The sequence below is a fragment of the Pseudomonas orientalis genome, assembly GCF_001439815.1.
GTDB classification, from domain to species: Bacteria; Pseudomonadota; Gammaproteobacteria; order Pseudomonadales; family Pseudomonadaceae; genus Aquipseudomonas; species Aquipseudomonas orientalis.
In genome coordinates, this window is sequence record NZ_JYLM01000002.1 from 755,186 (window position 1) to 773,755 (window position 18,570).

Genomic DNA, 18,570 nt, shown 5'->3' on the forward strand with positions numbered 1-18,570 from the left:
AAGCCTCTATGCGTGTGGGACGTTCTGGTCAACGTTGTTTTCTACCAAACGGAATCCCATGACATAGATGGGTCTTGGATAACGTCCATGTCGGCGCTGGTTGCGCGCAAGATCCCTGAAGCGGGTGAAACTGCCTCCACGGGCTACCCGGTGCCGACCGACATCCAGCACCAGGTCATCGTTGATCTCAGGCCCGCCCGGATAGGCCCGATAATCGTCGGCAACGTACTCTTCCACGTTGCCGGCCATGTCCAGCGCGCCAAACATCGAGGCGCCTTCGAGGAACACCCCGACGGGTGTCGACGCGAGCAACCCCAACTCAATGGTGTTGGCGTACTCGACATTGAAGGTTTCGCCCCAGGGAAACTGGGAGCGCTGCGGCCCTGCGGCGGCGTATTCCCACTGCGCCTCGCTGGGCAGTGCGAAGGCGCGCCCGGTACGCCGGCTCAGCCATTGGGCATAGGCGTCGGCATCGACGTCACTGACGCTGTACACCGGATGGTTGGCCTGGTGCTGGGGAAAGCGCCCAAAGGCCCAGCCGGTAGGCAAGAACGGATAACCGGTATCCAGCAGGAAGGCGCGGTATTCGCTATTGGTCACCGGGTAGCGACCGATGCGAAAGCTCGCCAGGCTGACCCGATGGTTGGGGGTTTCCTTCTCGATCCAACTCCGGTCCAGGCCCAGCCCGGCGTAGGCGGTCATGACCGCGTCGACGCGCTGCGGCTCCAGGCCGATCTCGACCTGGGCAGCGGGAACGTCGCACATGGCTGGGCTGAACACGTCGATACGCGGGTCACCCTTGCAACCCAGCACTTCACCGGCGGCGATACGCCGCACCAGGGGTTCGGCGAGCGACTCGACCACCCGCAGCAGTTGCTCGATAGGCGCGCTCATCAACTGTCCGGTGGCGTCGGCGATTTGCCGGGTCAGTTCATATTCGACGTAAGCCTGCGGGTAGCCCATCAATACCCGATCAGACACGTTCTTTGGCAAAGGGCTCGGTAGCGTCGGCCAATGCCAACCGTATTGATTCGTCATAGGTACACCTTTTTTACGCGCGAACACGTCCACGACCGAGCGCGAAACCGCTCGGCGTGTGTGGGTCAGTCAGGTCTCAGAGTCGGTCGAGCAGCAACCTTCGGTTGGTTTCGATCATCTCGACTTCGGTGGAATACACCTCAACCACCAAGCCATCGGGGTCTTCGAAATACACCGCCGTGCGAACGTTGTCCGGGCCGTGGTGATAACCCGGCGCAGGGCCATTGCCCTTGACCAGGGTGATGTTGTCGTCGGCAGCCACCTTGTCGGCGATGCGCTTGACGTCGTCCGGCAGCGCACGAATGCCGATGTGGTAGCCCGGCGGGTAGACAAAGTCCGGATTGTGTTCGATGAAGAAGTCGAACCCGTTCAACTCCATCACCACTTTGCGCGGCCCCAGGTTGTAGCAATAGTGGGCGCCGAAGATGTCGCGATAGAACGCCTGGGAGGCGTCAAGGTTACGGGTGAGGATGTTGATATGAGTGAGTTGCGGGCGCTGGGATTCCAGCGCGGCAGCCTCGATGGAGACACCTTCCAGGGAGCGCCACATTTTGATCGCGGCGGCGAATTTGGAAAAACCGGCCAGCCAGTTTTTCACCGTGTCCGGGGACACGCCTGCTTCAGTGATCGCCAGGCCATGGGGGTAAATGAAACAGGCCGCGTGTTGCAGCAATGTCGCGCTCAGCAAGTCGCCGGCAGCTTGCCCGGCGCGGCCTTCGGTAAGGCGCACGATGCAGACGGCCTTGTTGTGATAACCATCCGCCAATTGCGCGAGCCGGGTATTCAGGGTGTCGAGGCTGTCTGCCGCTGACACCAGCAGGATAAACCCGTCGGCCTGCGGTAACTGCGCGCCCTCCACGGCCGCGCACACTTCAAAACCGGCCGCTTTCGCGCAGGTGTTCAACGCTTCGAGAAACCCGTTCAGACGTGTCGCCGTGCTGGGGCTGTACAAGGTAATAAAGCGCAGCATCAGGCGACCCTCCCCTCGTTACGTCGACCTACCAACAGGCTGTAGCGCCCGATAGGCTCCTGGACCACCTCAAAGCCCTGGGAGACCATCTGCTCGGCAATCCATCGGGTGGGATGCAGTTCGCCGTGCACCGTGTTGACCATCATGTGCAGGGAGAAATCCGCCGACAGCGCCGGATGAATTTCGTCGTCTTCCAAGGTCATGCTCAGCACCAGCAGCGAACCGCCGTCGTTGACCAACTGTGCCGCCGAGCGGATCAGCGTGCTGGTTTCTTCGCGGGTAAAATAATGCAGGCAGTCATTGACCATGATTACGTCGGCGCTTTCACCTTCGTAACGGGCCAGGTCCAGCAGGTTACGTTCCTTGAATGTCAGTCGCCCCGCCAACTGGTATTTCTCGACGGTACTTTCGGCGGACTGGCGCGTAGCGGCCAGGTCCCAGATTTCGCCCTGGACCTGAGGGTGCCTCCGAGCGATTTCGGCGATGTAGGTGCCGTGTCCACCGGCCAGGTCGATGACCTTGCTGGCGGTATCGAACACGGGCAATTCCTTGAGCACATCGACCATGGGCTGACTGAAGCGCACCATCGCATCGTTGAAGGCATCACGCGCAGCGATGTCGTGCTTGAAGCGGTTCTCTTGCTGGAAATCCATGGACTCGGCGCTGCTCAGGATTTCCCCGAGGCGCGGCCAGTTCTGCCACTGCAAGCGCTGGTGGGCAATGATCGGGCCGATGAACTCGGCGCTGCGGCTGACCAGGTAGCGCTCGGCCAAGGGCTGGTTGGTATAGGTGTCGGCGGACTTTCTCAACAGGCCCAGGGCAACCAGCCCATTGAGAAAGATCTTGGCCTTGTTGGGCACCCAGCCCAATTGCTGGCTGATAGTGTCGGCGCTGGTCGGGTGGGTGGTTTGATCGAAGAGGTGCTGCGCTACAGCGAAATGAAGGATGGCGGATTGTCGATACTGGTCGGAGAGTTTCACCAGGTCGACCACGCTGGACAGAGCGGTTACTTCATCAGCGTGCTCATAGATGGTCGTCGGCTTTTGCGCATTCATACAGATTCTCTTCCTTGGATGTTTTTATCTTCACTGGCGTCGGTAAGCGGTGCTTGAGACGTAGCGTGCTGTTTAAGGGTCCGGAGTCGTGTGCAAATGAATGGTTATCAGCAGCTTCCTAAAAAGCTAGACACGAGCCTAGTCTTTTGTCCTACAAAAGCAAGGCAAAGCTTTTATAATTATTCGCTATTTAAAATTACTTATTAGTTCCTTTTAATTATTATTTTCCTCTGCAGCAAAAATGACTATGCTCATGCCCAATACCCCTTACGCAATGGATGGCGCCAAAGGTCGACGAACTCCAGTGATGCCCTCACTCTCCATGGTTACACGCGATTTATGACTTCCAGACCCGCCGACGATACCCAGTCATCCACTGCTGACCGCATCCTGTTTTTGCTCAAGACACGTGGCCCGTTGAAAACCACCGAACTGGCTTCCCTGCTGGAACTCACGTTTGAGGCAGCCCGGCAACAAATCCAGAAGTTGCAGGCATCGGAGTTGATCGTCGGCGTTTCTGCGCCCACATCCGGGGCCGGCCGCCCTTCGTTGAAGTGGGCACTGACAGACACCGCGCACAACAAATTCCCCGATTCCCACAGCGTGCTGACCCTGCACCTGATCGAATCCATCGAGGGGGTTTTCGGCAGCGACGGCGTCGAAAAAATCATCACCAGCATGGAAGCAACCAATCGTCAGGAGTACGTTCAGGCGTGTTCCCAAGCCTCGTCCCTGGAAGAGAAAGTCGCCATCCTGGTGCGCATCCGCGAACTCGCCGGCTATATGGCGCATATGGAACCTGCGGGTGAAGGCTGGCTGCTGATCGAAAACCATTGCCCGATCTGTGCCGCCGCGCGCAAATGCCAGGGTTTCTGCCGCTCGGAGTTGCAGATATTTCGTGCAGCCATGGGCGACGACACGCTTGTCGAACGTTGCGAACACCTGATCTCCGGCGACCGGCGTTGCGTCTATAACATACAACCGCGCGCCTGACCGCCCGCCACTCCAGCCGCCCTAAAGGAATAAGGCCATGACCCCGACCATCGACTTGCTCGCCAGCCACCGCAGCGACCGCAGCTTCCAATCCACGCCCGTCAGCGACGAACACCTGGATGCCATCTTGCGGGCCGGCCACCTGGCACCGACGTCATTCAATGCCCAGCATATTTCCGTGGTGGTCGTGCGCGATGCAAACACCCGCCAGCGCATTGCGGCGGTCGCGGGCGGCCAACCCTGGATCGTGTCGGCGCCGGTGTTTATCACGCTGGTGGTGGACTTCCACAAGACCGCCGTCGGTGCCGCGCTCAATGGCCAGCAACAGCAGATCCAGCGGCACTTGGAAGGGCTGATCGCCGCCAGCACCGATGGCGGCATTATCCTCAGCACCCTGATGATCGCCGCGCGCTCATTGGGGTTGGGCGTGGTGCCGGTGGGCGGCATTCGTGCCAACGCCGAGGCGATGATCGAACTGCTCGGGCTGCCCGAGCAGACCTTCGCCCTGTGCGGCCTGGCCCTGGGTCATGTGCACGAGCCGGCGGCGCAGAAACCGCGCATGGGCATCGAGGCCTTCCGTCACGACGAGCGCTACAACCGGGCCGCGCTGGCACCGGCGATCAGTGCCTATGACCAGCACCTGATGCGCCATTGGCAGATCATTGGCCGTGCGGACGGCCAGTCCTGGTCAAGCACCGTGGGCCGCACGTACGCACGCAACTACCGGCCCGACCTCAAGGCTCAATTGCTGGCCAATGGTTTGTCCGCTGATTGAGCCTGAGCCGCACCGCCACTGCCCCAACCCAGCGCCTTGTATAGCGCGATGGCGTTGAGGTAGGACGCTGTCTCGGCATCGGCCACATCCTTCTTGATCAGGAAAAACGCGCGCTGGTTTTCCAGCACCGCCATGTAGGTGCCCGATCCGCTGCGGTAGCGTTTGCTGGCGATGTCGATCGCCTGCTCGGCATGTGTGGCGGACGCCAGCAACGCGCCCAGGCGGGTCTGGTCCTGCGCCAGGCGCATCAGTGCATTTTCCACATCTTCCTGGGCCTTGAGCAGCGACTGTTGATAGCGCGCCAGGGCACCTTCGGCCTGGGCCTGGGAGGCGCGCAGGCGTGCGCGCACGTTGCCCAGGCGAAACGCCGGCCAGTCCACCGACGGCGCCAGCTCATAAGCCCGCGATGCGCTGCCCAGGTCACCGCCGCGCAGGGCGAAGAAGCCAATGAAACCGCCCAGGTTCAGGCGTGGGTACAAGTCGGCCGTGGCGACGCCGACGTCTTCGGTGCTGGCAGCCAGCATGCGTTCGGCGCTGACCACATCCGGACGATTGCGGATCAATTGGTCGACATCGCCCAAGGGCAGTTGCCGGGCCAGGGGCGCAAGGAAATGCGCCTTGGCCAAGGCCTGCTGTTGACGCGGTGGTTGGCCGGTCAAAACGTCCAGGCGATAACCGGTTTCCTGGATCCGTGTCAGCAACGGTGGAATCGCCGCCTCACTGAGCAGCAGGTTGGCATGGGCGTTTTGCTGATCCTCGAATTGGCCGCTGCCGGCGCGCACCTGAGCGCTGGTCAGCGTGAGCGTTTCGCGCCAGGCACTGACTTGGGCCTGGGCCACCTCCAGGCTGCGGCTCAAGCCTTGCTGCTCATAGTAATAACGCGCCACGTCGGCAGCGATGCTCAACTGCATCAGCGCCAGGTCCGCCTGGGCCGCCTGCGAGCGCGCCATGGCCGAGGCCGTCAGGCGCTGCAACCGCCCGAACACATCAATCTCCCATTGCACATCAAAGCCGGCGCGATAGGTCTGTGACAGCATCCGCTCGGGTGGCCCACCGTCGAACGGCAACTGCTGCTCCAGGCTGCGGCCGTAGGCGGTACGGGCAGTGACGCCGGGATACTGGTCGAGCCGGCGATCATCAAACACCGCGCGGGAAGCCAGCAAGTTGGCCTGTGCCTGGCGGATGTCATGGTTATGCGCCAGCGCCGTGTCGATCAGGTGATCGAGTTCGGCGTCGTCAAAAAACGACCACCACTGGGCCTGCGCCGGCGCCTGTTGGGCGAACAAAGCCTTTTGTGCAGTGACCAGGCTGATCGGTGGGGTCGTGGGCTTTTCGTAATGCGGCCCGACCATGCAGCCGTTGAGCAGCGTCAGCGCCAGCACGGTGGTGACAGTTTTGCCGGGCTTCATGGTTCGCTCCTCAGGGTTTGCGCCAGGGACTGGGCCCGTGGGGTCGAGGCCGCCACTGAATGCTTGCGGGCCAGCAGGGTGTAGACCGTCGGCAGCACGAACAGCGTGAAGCAGGTACCGATCAGCATGCCCGATACAATCACCACCCCCAGACCGTAGCGGCTGTTGGCCCCGGCCCCCGAGGCGAACAGCAACGGTACCAGGCCGACCACCATGGCCGCCGTCGTCATCAGGATCGGCCGTAAACGAATCTGCGCGGCCTTGCGTATCGCCTCGCAACGGTCGAGGTGTTCCTGGGCCTGCAGGGCGTTGGCGAACTCGACCATCAGGATGCCGTGCTTGCTGATCAGCCCGATCAGGGTCACCAGGCCAATCTGGGTGTAGATATTGATCGTGGCGTAGCCCAGCGCCAGGGGAATCAGCGCGCCGCTGATGGACAGCGGCACGGTGATCAGGATGATCAGCGGGTCCATCAGGCTTTCGTACTGCGCCGCGAGTACCAGGTAGATCACGATCACCGCCGCCAGGAACGCCAGCAGCAGCGCATTGCCTTCCTGGGTGTATTGCCGCGCATCGGATTGCCAGTCGTAGCTGAACCCCACGGGCAACTCGGCGGTGACGCCTTCCAGGAACGCCACGGCGTCGCCCAGAGTGATCCCGGCCGCCGGCACCCCCTGGAAGGTCGCGGCGTTCTGCTGGTTGAACTGGGTCAGCTTGTTGGGTTCGACGTGCTCGGACACCTGGATCACCGTCGACAGCGGAATCAGTGTGCCGTCTTCCGTGCGCACATACTGGCGGGTCAGAGCTTCGGGCGTCAGTCGCTCACTGCCCGGGCTCTGGGCAATCACATCATAGGAACGGCCCTCCAGGCCAAAGCGGTTGAGGTAGTTTTCCCCCACCAGCACCGCCAACGATTCTCCGATGTCCTGCATGCGGATCCCCAGGCTGTTGGCCTTCGCCCGGTCCACCCGCACCTGTACCACCGGGTTGTTGTAGTCCAGGTCACTGTCGACCACGGCGAACAATCCACTGTCGCGGGCCTTCTGCTTGATCTGCTCCATGGTTTCGTACAGCACGCGGTAATCCTGGGAGCTGCGCAGCACCAGTTGCACCGGCAGGCCACCGGTGGAGCCCGGCAAGGCCGGCAGCTGGAAGGCAAAGATGCTGGTGCCTTCCACGTCGTTGGTGGCCGCTTGCAGGTCGACCTGGATCTGCGCGGCGGTGCGCTCGCGCTCGCCCCACAGCGTCAAGTTGATGCCGCCAATGCTCGAGGCGATGCCGTCGCTGCCATTGATGATCCAGGTGCTGACGGTTTCCGGCAGCCGCCCGTAGACCTCATTCAGCTTGGCGGAAAAGCGCTCGACGTATTCCAGGTTGGCATGTTGCGGCGCCTTGATCGCAGTGAGCAGCCCCGCCTGGTCCTCGGTGGGCGCCAGCTCCCGCTGCGGCAACTGGTACAACCACGGCAGGCTGATCATCACCAGCAAGGCAAACAGCCCGCTGAGCCAGCGATGCCGCAGCGACAGGTCCAGCACTTTGGCATAACGCAGTGCCAGACCGTCAAAGACGCGGTTGGCCAGGTGTGCCATGCGCCCTTCCGATTGCTTGGACTGCAGCAGGAACGAACTCATGACCGGCGACAACGTCAGCGCCACCACGCCGGACACAATCACCGCGCCGGCCAGGGTCAGGGCGAACTCACGAAACAACGCCCCCGTGAGGCCGCCCATCATGCCGATAGGCGCATACACCGCCGCCAGGGTAATGGTCATGGCGATCACCGGGCCCGCCACTTCCCGCGCACCGACCAGAGCGGCCGCCACCGGGGTCTTGCCCTCCTCGATATGCCGGTGGACGTTCTCCACCACCACAATCGCATCGTCCACCACCAGCCCCACGGCCAGCACCATCGCCAACAGCGTCAACAGGTTGAGACTGAAACCGAACGCCAGCATCAGCGCCGCGGCGCCCAGCATCGACAAGGGGATGGTCACCACCGGAATCAGTACCGTGCGCAACGACCCCAGGCACAGGTAGATGACAATCACCACGATCAGCAAGGCCTCGAGCAGGGTCTTCATCACCTCGTCGATGGAGGTCTGGATAAAGCGCGCCGTTTCAAACGCCAGCTCGGCCTTGACGTCCGGCGGCAGGGTCTTGCGCACGTCCGGCAGGAGTTTCCTGATACCGTCGACGATCACCAGCGGGTTGCCGCCGGGTGTCGGGAACAACCCCAGGTGCACGGCCGAAACGCCGTCCATGGTGGCGCTGGTTTCGCTGGACGCCGCGCCCAGCTCCACGGTGCCGACATCCTTCAGGCGCACCAGGCCGTTGCCATCGTTGCGCAGCACCAGATCGCGAAATTCATTGACGTTGGTCAGGTCGGTATTGACCCGCAGGTTGGCGACCACAAACAGGCCTTTGACCTTGCCCGGCGCCGCCTGGTAGTTGTTGCGGCGCACCGCGTCGGCTACATCGGCGGCGGTCAGGCCGCGAGCGGCCAGCCGTGCGGGGTCGATCCACAGGCGCATCGCCAGGGTTTGTCCGCCGAACACCTGGACCTTGGCCACGCCCTCGATGGTGCTCATCACCGGTTCCACCACCCGTGCCAGGTAATCGGTCAAGGCCGGGGTCGACAGGGTCGGGCTGGAGAACCCGATATAGGCCACCGCCGTCGACTCGCCGGACGAGCGCTCGATCACCGGATCATAGGCCTGCTCCGGCAGCCGGAAACGCACCTGGTTGACCTTGGCCATGACCTCCGTGAGGGCCTGGGTCGAGTCACGGTTGAGCTCCATGCGCACCGTGACCACGCTGCGCCCCTGCACCGACGAACTCGACAGGTAATCCACGCCTTCCACCGACGACACCGCCTGGGCAATCGGTTGCGTGACGAAGCCCTGCATCAGGTCTGACGAAGCGCCGGGGTATTCAGTGGTCACGGTGATGGTGGAGCTTTCCAGCATCGGGTACTGGCGAATCGGCAACTGCAGCAAGGACATGACCCCCAGCAGCAGAATCAGAATACTGACGACGAGCGCAAGCACCGGCCGCCGAACGAAAATATCGGTGAAAGTCATGAGCGTTCTCTGGACGAAGAATCAGATGCCCGTCACAGGCGGTTTGGACGCAGGCAGGACCAGGGTGTCATCGGTCGGCTGCACCGCCATGCCGTCACTGAGCTTGAGTTGCCCGGAGGTCACCACCTGGTCACCCTCTTGCAGGCCTTCCTGGATCTGGACCCAACCGTCCTGGCGCTGGCCGATTTTCACCGCGACCCGCTTGACCACCAGCGCGGCGCCCTTATCCGGGCGGGCGAGAAAAACGGTATCGCCATAGGCGGTGTAGGCCACCGCCGTTTCCGGCACGGTCAGGACATCGGCCACTTCGGTATCGGCCACTTTGACACTGGCGTACATGCCAGGCTTGAGGGTGGCCTCCGATCTGTCCAGGGTGGCCTGCACCTGCACCGTACGCGAGCGGCCGATCATCGGGTCAACGGCACTGATCCGTGCCTTGAACACCCGGTCAGGGTAGGCGTCGATCAGCACGCCCACGGTTTGCCCGACGGCCAGGCGGCGGCTGAGCTGCTCATCCAGGGAAAAATTGACATAGAGGACCTGGGTGTTGACCAGACTGACGATGCGGTCGCCGACATTGAGATACTGCCCTTCGTTGACCTGGCGAATGCCGAGCACTCCGGCGAAGGGTGCGCGGATAGTCTTCTGGGCAATCAGTGCCTGGACTTTTTTCAACTCGCCCTGAGCCATGTCATGAGCGGCCCGGGCGTTGTCGAGCTGTTCCTGGGTCGCAGCGTTTTCCCTGACCAGCCCGGTCACCCGCTTGCGAATGATCTCGGCATTGCGCACCTGGGCCTGCAGCCGCAGCTGCTCGGCCTGCTCCGGGGCATCGTTGAGTTTGACCAGCACCTCGCCCGCCTTGACCTGGCGGCCCGACTCGAAGTTGATCAAGGTGACCCGCCCGCCGACCTCTGCGGAAACCTGCACCTGGGAGGCTGCCTCCAGCTCACCGACGCCGGCGAAATACATATTGGCCGGGCGCAATTGCACCGCCCCCAGCGCGACCTTGGTCAACGCGCCGGCCGGGGCATCGGCCGGCTGGGCCTGGGATGGCGCGCGCGACATCATCACCACCGCAATGACCGCCACCGGAATCAACACCAGGCTGGTTATCTTCTTCTTGTTCATGGACGTCCTTATCACGATGAGTGTGTTACGCGCGGTTCACAGCCAGCTGTGGTTGAACAGGAAGAAGGCCAACACCGCCCAGATCGACAGCACTAGGTGAGTCAATTGCAAACCCTCCTGGCGAATCCAGTAGCCGAACCACAAGCCCCCCAGCAGCATGGCGAAGACAAACGCCGAAAACGCGCTGAGGGCGAGGTTGAGCCAGGGCCGCGCCGACAACAGGCCGTCGCCGAGGATCAACTGATAGCTGCCGGTCCAGGCCGCCAGCGCAGCGACCAATTGCAGGGCCAGCACCACCAGCAGGGCCAGTTGGTGCAAACGGGGTGAACGCACGGCCCGCACCAGCAAGGGAATGTCGATGGCAGGACTCTGGCGCAACGGCTCCATGGCCATGGTTGCGCCTACCGCGCCTACCGAGCTGCGAAACGCTTGCCAGTTGTTAAGCACCGCAATGCTCAGCCACAGACTCAAGCCAACGGCCTGTACGCCCAGGAACACTGACATCGAGTGAACTGGTAACCATGCCTCCACAGTCATTCAAACCTCCGTATTTGCCGAAAGGGAAATCCAGCCTCAGGTATATACACAAGACATTGCTTGGATAATACGTCGCAGGCGTTTAAATACAAGATTTATCTTTGTGCGGGAGGGGCTTCGGAGAGGTTGGAAACGCTGTCTGGCAAATGCTCACCGGGGTGCTCGGCGCAGTCACGCCGAAGCTCGGAAGCCGGCGCGAGGGGGCTGGAGGGGGTTACCCGCGGTTGCTCGGTCTTGCTTCGAATGACCGGCCTGACCGTGACAAAGATCAGCACCGACAGCGCGGCGTATACACCAAAGAGCCAGGCCGCAGCACTGGACGCGCCGGCAACCCCACCTGGCGAAGTGAACCCGCTCAGGTTTACGATCATGCCAGCCAATGCCGCGCCGATGGCCGTGGCGATCAATTGGACAGTGGTGATCGACGCACCCGCCAATTCCTTTTCATCCTCGGACACGCTCTCCAGTACGCGAGTCAGCAAATGCGGCCACGCCAGGCCAATCCCGAGGCCAATCACCAGCATCCCGACACACACACCTGCCACGTTGATGATCGAAGGCTGCGAGCGCGGCACGAAGATAAACGCCACGATTAGCCCTGCGACGATGCAGAACGGTGCGATGCCAATCGCACGGGTCGCTGAATCGGGCTTCAACCCGGAACTGTACAGCGCGCCCAACGTCCAGCCTGCCGCCATTAGCGCGCTGATGTAACCGGCCAGCAGCGGTGTCTGAAGATGCAGTATTTGCAGAAAATACGGCACGAAGACTTCGCTGGTCATGCCTATCACCATCAAGCTCATGGAGAAATACAGCGGCAGCAAGGCGTTGCGGGCCGTCATCGCGCCCTTGGGCAACAACCGCAAGGTCGCACGCACTTCCACGTGGTAGACGAAATATAGAAGCAAAAGACCGACCGCCAGGCCAAGGACGCTATACAGCGCATCCGGTTTGATACTGCCTACCGAAATCGCCAGCACCACGCCACTCAACAGCACCAGCTGGGCCATCGGAACTCCGACATATCGAGGTGCCTCGACGCTTTTCTTCGGCAGCAGCGACCAAGCCAACAACATGAACAATGCAGTGACCGGAATGAGTGCCAAAAAGGCTGCGCGCCAAGCGTCGTACTCCGCGAAAATGCCGCCCACCGCCGGCCCGATCAGCGTTGCCGCCCCCCACATGCCAGAAATCAATGCCATCGCCCGCGGCCACAATGGCTCGGCAAATACCAGGCGGATCATGGCGTAGGGCAGCGCGAACAATAGCCCCCCGCCCAGCCCTTGAATCGTCCGGCCGAGAATCATGACCGCCATGTTCGGCGACAAGCTGCACACCGCGCAGCCGATGGCGAAGATCACTCCTGCCCAGATATAGGCAGCCCTGGGGCCCAATCCTGCCAGGCACTTGGTCGACAGCACTGAGCCGATGATCGAGGCCACCACGAACAACGTGGTGTTCCAGGCGTAATAGTCGAGGCCGCCGATGTCGGCGACCACTGAAGGCAGAATCGTCGTCACCAGGTAGACATTGACCGCGTGAAGCGCAACGCCTCCTGCCAATGCCGCGGAGCGCAATCCATTTTTCCCGAGGAGCAATGCTGACCAACCTGTCGAAGATGTCATCCTGATACACCCAGTCTGATTAACGTCATGTCAGTCTATTTCAAAAGATAATACTTGCGTAATTGTTTGCCCACTATCCGACCCTTGCAGTTCTGTCGGTTTGCGGCTATTGGAGCAGCGCATCGCCGAAGACACCGCCAAAATTGAGGCCCTGCGTCAGGCCTCCTCGATCGGCATCATGGATCTTGAGCACGGGCGCTTGATGCGGTGGGAAGACGTCGACCTGGTCGGCATCGATTGGCGTTACGTTACCGTTGAGTTTCTTTTGCTAGCAGGCTCGGCCTACGGAGGGCGATGCGTGTTGCGCAAAACGTTAATGTGATTCCACCCGCGCAGCGCCTACACTCGGTGGTCACTACGCGACACAGCAACCCTTCTGGACAATTGCTGCTGATCAATATGGATATTTGATAAGGACATTCAAATGATACGTGCCGTCACGATTCTGACCGAGAACTTCTCCGACTGGGAACCCGCCCTCATCAACTCAACGGGGCGAGCCTACTATGGCTTCGACACCCGTTTTGCAACCCCAGGTGGCAAGCAAGTCACTTCATCCGGAGGAATGATGATCGTCCCGAACCTGGCCGTCGAAGCCATCCAACTGGAAGACGTAGACTTGTTGATCGTGACCGGAAGTCCTATTTGGAAAACCGACAAAGCACCCGCAATCGAGGCGCTGGTTCGCGAAGCGCACGCAATGAACATCGTCGTTGCAGGCATCTGCGACGGCACCCGGGTATTGGCTCAGGCGGGAATACTGGACCACTTGCAGCACACCTCCAACTCTGCCGAAAACCTGAAACAAAGCCATTACTGCGGAGCCGATTATTACCAGGACGTGCCCTATGCCGTTGCCGACCAGGGTGTGGTGACAGCGCCTGGCAGCGCCCCTGTCAGCTTCATGGCGCAAATTCTCAACACGCTGGGTTTGGAAGACGAGAAGCTCGATGCCTACGTAGCCATGCATGCAGCTGAGCACATTCACTGCTGAGCAACCGCCGACAGCGGTATGACATTTCTTTTTACAGTTCTGCGATGAATCGAAATCGCCGCCGGATGATGCCTGCGCGCAGGAAATCGGACATGTCAAAAGCAACAAATAAAGCTCAAGCCCAAGCAGAATTCGAACGCATGGGCATGATGCAAGCGCTTGCAGGCACCCCGCTCAGTGTCGAGGCCAAGGCCATGGTCGCCCAGGGTTTCTACACAGGCGTCGTCCAGGAGGTGTCCACGGTCATACCGCTCAAGCATGCGACCGATGCGGATCTCGGGCTGTTGCGTCAGCTAGTTATCGCCGGATGGGGCGAGGCGTTGGGCCGTTATCTTGCAGTCCTCGATATGCGCGGCAGCAGTGCGCCCGAGGCCTTGCGCCAGGCTCAGCTGGCTGTCAGATCCGGTACTTCCCTCTTTGCCGCTGGCTGCCTGGAAACCGACACCGGACTGCACTGCGTCCTTTCGATTCACCATGGATTGGCCGACGAACATAGCCTCACTGTTCTGGCGCGCCTGTGGAGACAGGCATCTACAGCTCACACATCCACTGCCCCATGAGGTTGCCCGCCAGCCAATGAAGCCTGTGTTGCTCAGGCTTCGGCTGGGGGCGTACCGGGGCTTTCGTCATACCCGGTCAGAAACGCATTCAACAAAAGCGCCACCTACCAGCCAACGCCCCGGACCCTCGACGCCCGATACAATCAGGTCCCGCTCTTGACCTTACTCCAGACCCGCGTACGCACGCGCTCCAGCTTCAAGGGCAACGGCTCCAGCGCAAACAACGTATCGAGCACTGCCCTGGAAGGATAAACCCCCGGATTATCGCGCACCTTGGCATCGACCAAGCCCTTGGCATCCTTGTTGGCATTGGCATAACTGAGGTAGTTGGATGACGCGGCGATCACCGACGGGCGCAGCATATAGTCAATGAACGCCAGGCCCTGCCGGGCGTTCGGTGCATCGTTGAGCAGCACGAGGTTTTCCACCCAGATCGGTGCGCCCTCCCTGGGAATGCTGTACTGGATCCGGCGCCCGTTGCCGGCTGCGTCGGCCGCTTTACGCGCATCCATCACGCCACCGGCCCAGCCGACCACGGCGCAGATATCGCCGTTGGCCAAATCAGTGATAAAGCGCGACGAATCGAAGTAGCGAATATGCGGACGTAATTTCAACAGCAGTGCCTGGGCCTTTACATAGTCGTCCGGGTTCTGGCTGTTGTAGGGCAGCCCCAGATAGTGCAAGGCGATCGGGATGATCTCGGCGGGCGCATCCAGCATGGCCACGCCGCACTCGCCCAGCCTGGCGAGGTTCTCCTCCTTGAAGATCAGGTCCCAGGAATCGACCGGTGCGTCATTGCCCAGCAGCGCCTGGACTTTGGCCACATCGTAGCCGATGCCGGTGGTGCCCCACAAATAGGGCACCGCAAAGCGATTGCCGGGGTCGTTACTGCTGACCTTGGCGAGGATGTCCGGGTCCAGATGAGACAGGTTCGGCAGTTGTGAGCGATCCAGCTCCTTGAGCACGCCGGCCTTGATCAGGTTCGGCAACAGGTCGCCGGTGGCGACTACCACGTCATAGCCACTGCGCCCGGCCATGAGCTTGCTTTGCATGACCTCGCTGTTATCGAACACATCATAGGCCGACTGAATGCCGGTCTGCGCCTGGAAATCCTTCAGCGTATCGGGCGCAATGAAGTCATACCAGTTATAGATATTGACCTTCGGCTCCGCCGCCTGGGCGTACGCCATTGCGCCACTGATAACGGCAGCCAGCCCCCATTGCATGCATCGAATAGCGATCATCACGAACTCCTTTTGCCGGCACCCACGCGCCGGCTGGATATTGTTATGGAGGTTACAAGCGCATTCAGCGGATCAGCAGTTCACGGCGGCCATCGCTGTGTTCGACGGTATCGCCCTGCAGCAGCAGCCGACAATCATTGAGGTAGTGATAACTCAAGCGAGCCGCCTTGACTTGAGCAAGGTTCAGGCTGACCCCATCGCGCGTTTCTGCGCGCCCGGCTTCATACAACACGCGTCCAAACGGGTCGACCACCGCACTGCCCCCGGCGAACACCAGGCCGTCATCGCCCTGCCCTGCGCGATTGGCCATGACGCAGAACAGCTGATTCTCCTGGGCCCTGGCGGTAATCGCAGTGCGATGCACCGGGCCGTAGGGGTCCATGTTGCCGTTGGTGACGATGATCAACTCGGCGCCCAGTTGCCCCAGCGCCCGCGCCGTCTCCGGCAGCTCGATGTCGTAGCAGATCAGCAGGCCGACACGCACGCCCTTCCACAGCGTGGTGACAAAGCGGTCGCCTGGTGTGATGTCTGCGCGTTCGGACGGCCACAGATGAGTCTTGCGATACCGCAGGGCGATACCCTCGGGTGTGACCAGCACGCTGGTGTTGTAGTAAACGCCGGCGTCGCATTCGACCAGGCCAACCACCACCGAAACATTGCGCTGGCGCACGGCCTGCTGCACCGCTTGCAGTGTCGGACCTTCCAGGGTTTCGGCGACCCTGGCCAGTTGCTCGCCGCCAACGAAGCCCATCAAATGGGTTTCCGGGAATACCAGCAGGTCGGTATCGGCGCTGCAGTCAGCGATGGCCTCCAAGGTGCGTCCCAGGTTATAAGCGGTTCCACCGTCGCGGCCAGCTAATTGCAGCAGTTCGATGTTCATGGCAGGTCCTTGGGCAAAATTGAGACCCGAATCCACCTGGGCCGTCAAATGAGTATGGGGTGCGGCGCAATGCGAAAAAATCACTTCAATGGGGTAACCCGCAATGGGTAGTAACACCAATCTGACCTTGCAGGATGTGGCCTGGCATGACGCGGTCGGGCGCTTGATCGAAAACCTCGACCGGCCGCACTTCTGGGCCTCCATGACGCGCTTGCTCGGGCGCTATGTGCCGGTGAACAGCTGGGTGGTGTTGATCTTCAACCCCGGCCGGCCGCTGGTGCTGGCCGAGTCGCCTACGGATGAGGGCGGCACCGACTCGCTGTTCCAGGACTACCTCAAGGGGCTTTATCTGCTCGATCCCTTTTACCTGGCCAATCGCGAATCGCCGAAAAGCGGGCTGTTTCAATTGGACGATGTCGCCCCCGAGTGCTTTGAGCAGACCGATTACTACCAGCGCTACTTTCGCCTGAACGTGGTCGCCGATGAGGTCCATCTCAATGTGCACCTCGACCCTGAGCGCACCTTGAGCCTGTCCTTGGGCAGCCGCTGCCGTTTCAGCCAGGAACAGCTCGCGTTGCTGCGGTTGATCCAGCCCTGGGTGGCCGGCCTGATGCGTCAGCGTTATGTGTTTGAACAGGTAACGAACAGCGCGCCGCCAGTAGAGCCAGCGCCGGACTGGCAAGAGCGCCTTCAGGCGCCGACGCTGCTGATCGACTCGGCGTTGTCGACCCGCGAAGCCGAAGTGGCGCAGTTGATGCTCAGCGGCTGCTCGAACAAAGAAATCGCGCGCAAGCTGGCGATCTCTGCCGAAACGGTGAAGGTGCATCGTCGGCACCTGTACAACAAGCTGGGGATCAAGTCACAGTCCGAGCTGTTCCTGTTGTTCCTTCAGGCTCAGGCGTGAACGGCAGTCGTCCAGCCCACTTTCGCCATTGCCGCCAGCAACTGCTCCGGTTTGAGCGCCAGCGCTTGCCGACCACGGCCCTGCAGATCATTGGCGGCCAATAGTGCATTGAGGATGGCCTCCTCGACCGCATCCGCTGCCGCCACGAACAACGCAGAGATGTAGTCGTTATTGACCATCTGCAGGGTCGTCGTCGGTGGCCCCGGCTGACCGAGATTGGCCACCGGCAAGCCGGTATTGCCCACCGAGAACGCGATGAAGATGTCGCCGCTGTCGTCCTCGGTGCCACCACCGACCCGCGCCAAACCAACGCTCGCGCGCTGCGCCAGGCGTGTGCATTGATGGGGCAGCAAGGGCGCATCGGTGGCGATGGTCATCACGATGGACCCCATGCCAGGCACGCCGACATTCACCGGGCCGTCATAAGGCGATGGCGTATCCTGCAATACGCTGCCCACCGGATAACCCGCCACGCGCAAGGCGCTGCGCACGCCGTAGTTGGCCTGCACCAATGCACCTACGGTCCAGCCGCCCTCTTCGGCGCTCAGCACACGAGACGACGTACCAATCCCACCCTTGAATTCATGGCAGATCATGCCGTTGCCGCCGCCCACGCAGCCCTCCTGCACCGGGCCGCTGCGTGCGTCCGCCAGCGCTGCGTGCACGTGTTCGGCAGTGACGTGCTGATCCCAGATATCACTCAAAATGCCGTCGTAGGTTTCCAGCACAACGGGCATGCACCAGTAGGTGTGCTGCCTGCCCATTTCGCGCTCGGCAGCTACCAGCGCATCACGCACCACGCCGACGCAGTGGGTGTTGGTGTAGGCGATTGGGGTGGTCAGCAAACCTGCTTCGCGAATCCACTCAAGGCCAGTGGCATCGCCATTGCCGTTCAGCACGTGAACGCCGGCAAAACACGGGGCCAGATGCGCAGCCACCGGGCGCGGCTCGATGATGGTCACACCGGTATGCATCGAGCCCTCCGGGCTTTCGGCATTGAGGGTGTGATGGCCGACGCGCACGCCGGGCACGTCGGTGATGGCGTTGAAAGCCCCCGGTTTGCCACTGCCGATCACAATGCCAAGATCTCGTAAGCGCATGCTTTGACTCCCGATAAGCGAGTGAAGAATGGCTGGGAGTCTAGAGAGTCGGCAGGCACCTGACGATAACCCCGTGTTGTTACCCCCGATGAGTTAGGCAGTCGCTGCTCTGGCGCTCATAAACTCGCAATAGCGCGTTCGATGCGCTGGATAAACACTGCAACGTCCGCATGGATGTGGGCCAGCCCATCCCGCGCAACGGCCACCTCCAACTCGCGACTTGACTGGATCAGGCCATCGGCTTGGACAACCAACTGTTCATGCCCACGCGGATGCAA

16 protein-coding genes and 1 pseudogene are annotated in these 18,570 nt (G+C 61.3%); 6 read left to right on the forward strand and 11 right to left on the reverse strand.

Features of this window, described 5'->3' with window-relative positions; translation table 11 throughout:
• Positions 1–6: 6 nt before the first annotated feature.
• The 3 genes from TU82_RS07675 to TU82_RS07685 all read right to left on the reverse strand — a co-directional run bounded on the left by TU82_RS07675 (position 7) and on the right by TU82_RS07685 (position 3,063).
• Complete coding sequence (locus TU82_RS07675; RefSeq protein WP_057722508.1) at positions 7–1,038, reverse strand: formylglycine-generating enzyme family protein; 1,032 nt, start codon at positions 1,036–1,038, stop codon at positions 7–9.
• A 76-nt stretch (positions 1,039–1,114) separates the two neighbouring features.
• Positions 1,115–2,008: a VOC family protein gene (locus TU82_RS07680; RefSeq protein WP_057722509.1), complete on the reverse strand. Its 894-nt coding sequence runs from the start codon at positions 2,006–2,008 to the stop codon at positions 1,115–1,117.
• Complete coding sequence (locus tag TU82_RS07685; protein ID WP_057722510.1) at positions 2,008–3,063, reverse strand: class I SAM-dependent methyltransferase; 1,056 nt, start codon at positions 3,061–3,063, stop codon at positions 2,008–2,010. The genes TU82_RS07680 and TU82_RS07685 overlap by 1 nt, the downstream gene beginning before the upstream one ends.
• 339 nt (positions 3,064–3,402) lie before the next feature.
• Here TU82_RS07685 and TU82_RS07690 point away from each other — a divergent pair, with 339 nt between their 5' ends.
• Entirely contained in the window at positions 3,403–4,056 is a 654-nt protein-coding gene (locus tag TU82_RS07690; RefSeq protein ID WP_057722511.1) for a helix-turn-helix transcriptional regulator, read from the forward strand.
• A 37-nt stretch (positions 4,057–4,093) separates the two neighbouring features.
• Positions 4,094–4,831, forward strand: a complete 738-nt coding sequence (locus TU82_RS07695) for a nitroreductase family protein (RefSeq protein WP_057722512.1) — start codon at positions 4,094–4,096, stop codon at positions 4,829–4,831.
• Here the strand turns inward: TU82_RS07695 and TU82_RS07700 are convergent.
• From TU82_RS07700 to TU82_RS07720, 5 genes are all read right to left on the reverse strand, one after another.
• Positions 4,798–6,240, reverse strand: coding sequence for an efflux transporter outer membrane subunit (locus TU82_RS07700; protein WP_057722513.1), 1,443 nt, complete (start codon positions 6,238–6,240; stop codon positions 4,798–4,800). The genes TU82_RS07695 and TU82_RS07700 overlap by 34 nt on opposite strands.
• Positions 6,237–9,320, reverse strand: a complete 3,084-nt coding sequence (locus TU82_RS07705) for a MexW/MexI family multidrug efflux RND transporter permease subunit (protein ID WP_057722514.1) — start codon at positions 9,318–9,320, stop codon at positions 6,237–6,239. The genes TU82_RS07700 and TU82_RS07705 overlap by 4 nt, the downstream gene beginning before the upstream one ends.
• A gap of 21 nt (positions 9,321–9,341) precedes the next feature.
• Positions 9,342–10,448, reverse strand: coding sequence for an efflux RND transporter periplasmic adaptor subunit (locus TU82_RS07710; protein ID WP_057722515.1), 1,107 nt, complete (start codon positions 10,446–10,448; stop codon positions 9,342–9,344).
• 36 nt (positions 10,449–10,484) lie between these two features.
• Positions 10,485–10,985: a DUF2165 family protein gene (locus tag TU82_RS07715; protein WP_057722516.1), complete on the reverse strand. Its 501-nt coding sequence runs from the start codon at positions 10,983–10,985 to the stop codon at positions 10,485–10,487.
• 95 nt (positions 10,986–11,080) lie between these two features.
• Positions 11,081–12,610: an MFS transporter gene (locus TU82_RS07720; RefSeq protein WP_082631980.1), complete on the reverse strand. Its 1,530-nt coding sequence runs from the start codon at positions 12,608–12,610 to the stop codon at positions 11,081–11,083.
• A 97-nt stretch (positions 12,611–12,707) separates the two neighbouring features.
• On the opposite strand from TU82_RS07720, the pseudogene TU82_RS29120 reads away from it, so the two are divergent.
• The 3 genes and pseudogenes from TU82_RS29120 to TU82_RS07735 all read left to right on the forward strand — a co-directional run.
• Positions 12,708–12,932: pseudogene (locus tag TU82_RS29120) on the forward strand (hypothetical protein); the annotation flags it as partial.
• A 102-nt stretch (positions 12,933–13,034) separates the two neighbouring features.
• Positions 13,035–13,604: a type 1 glutamine amidotransferase family protein gene (locus tag TU82_RS07730; RefSeq protein WP_057722517.1), complete on the forward strand. Its 570-nt coding sequence runs from the start codon at positions 13,035–13,037 to the stop codon at positions 13,602–13,604.
• A gap of 92 nt (positions 13,605–13,696) precedes the next feature.
• Complete coding sequence (locus TU82_RS07735; protein ID WP_057722518.1) at positions 13,697–14,164, forward strand: hypothetical protein; 468 nt, start codon at positions 13,697–13,699, stop codon at positions 14,162–14,164.
• A 143-nt stretch (positions 14,165–14,307) separates the two neighbouring features.
• Here the strand turns inward: TU82_RS07735 and TU82_RS07740 are convergent, their stop codons facing one another.
• Entirely contained in the window at positions 14,308–15,408 is a 1,101-nt protein-coding gene (locus TU82_RS07740; protein WP_057722519.1) for a polyamine ABC transporter substrate-binding protein, read from the reverse strand.
• A gap of 64 nt (positions 15,409–15,472) precedes the next feature.
• A complete protein-coding gene (locus tag TU82_RS07745) occupies positions 15,473–16,288 on the reverse strand; it encodes a carbon-nitrogen hydrolase family protein (protein WP_057722520.1) in 816 nt (271 codons plus the stop codon).
• A gap of 103 nt (positions 16,289–16,391) precedes the next feature.
• On the opposite strand from TU82_RS07745, the gene TU82_RS07750 reads away from it, so the two are divergent.
• Entirely contained in the window at positions 16,392–17,192 is an 801-nt protein-coding gene (locus tag TU82_RS07750) for a response regulator transcription factor (protein WP_057722521.1), read from the forward strand.
• Here the strand turns inward: TU82_RS07750 and TU82_RS07755 are convergent.
• Positions 17,183–18,292, reverse strand: a complete 1,110-nt coding sequence (locus tag TU82_RS07755) for a DmpA family aminopeptidase (RefSeq protein WP_057722522.1) — start codon at positions 18,290–18,292, stop codon at positions 17,183–17,185. The genes TU82_RS07750 and TU82_RS07755 overlap by 10 nt on opposite strands.
• Positions 18,293–18,570: the final 278 nt, after the last annotated feature.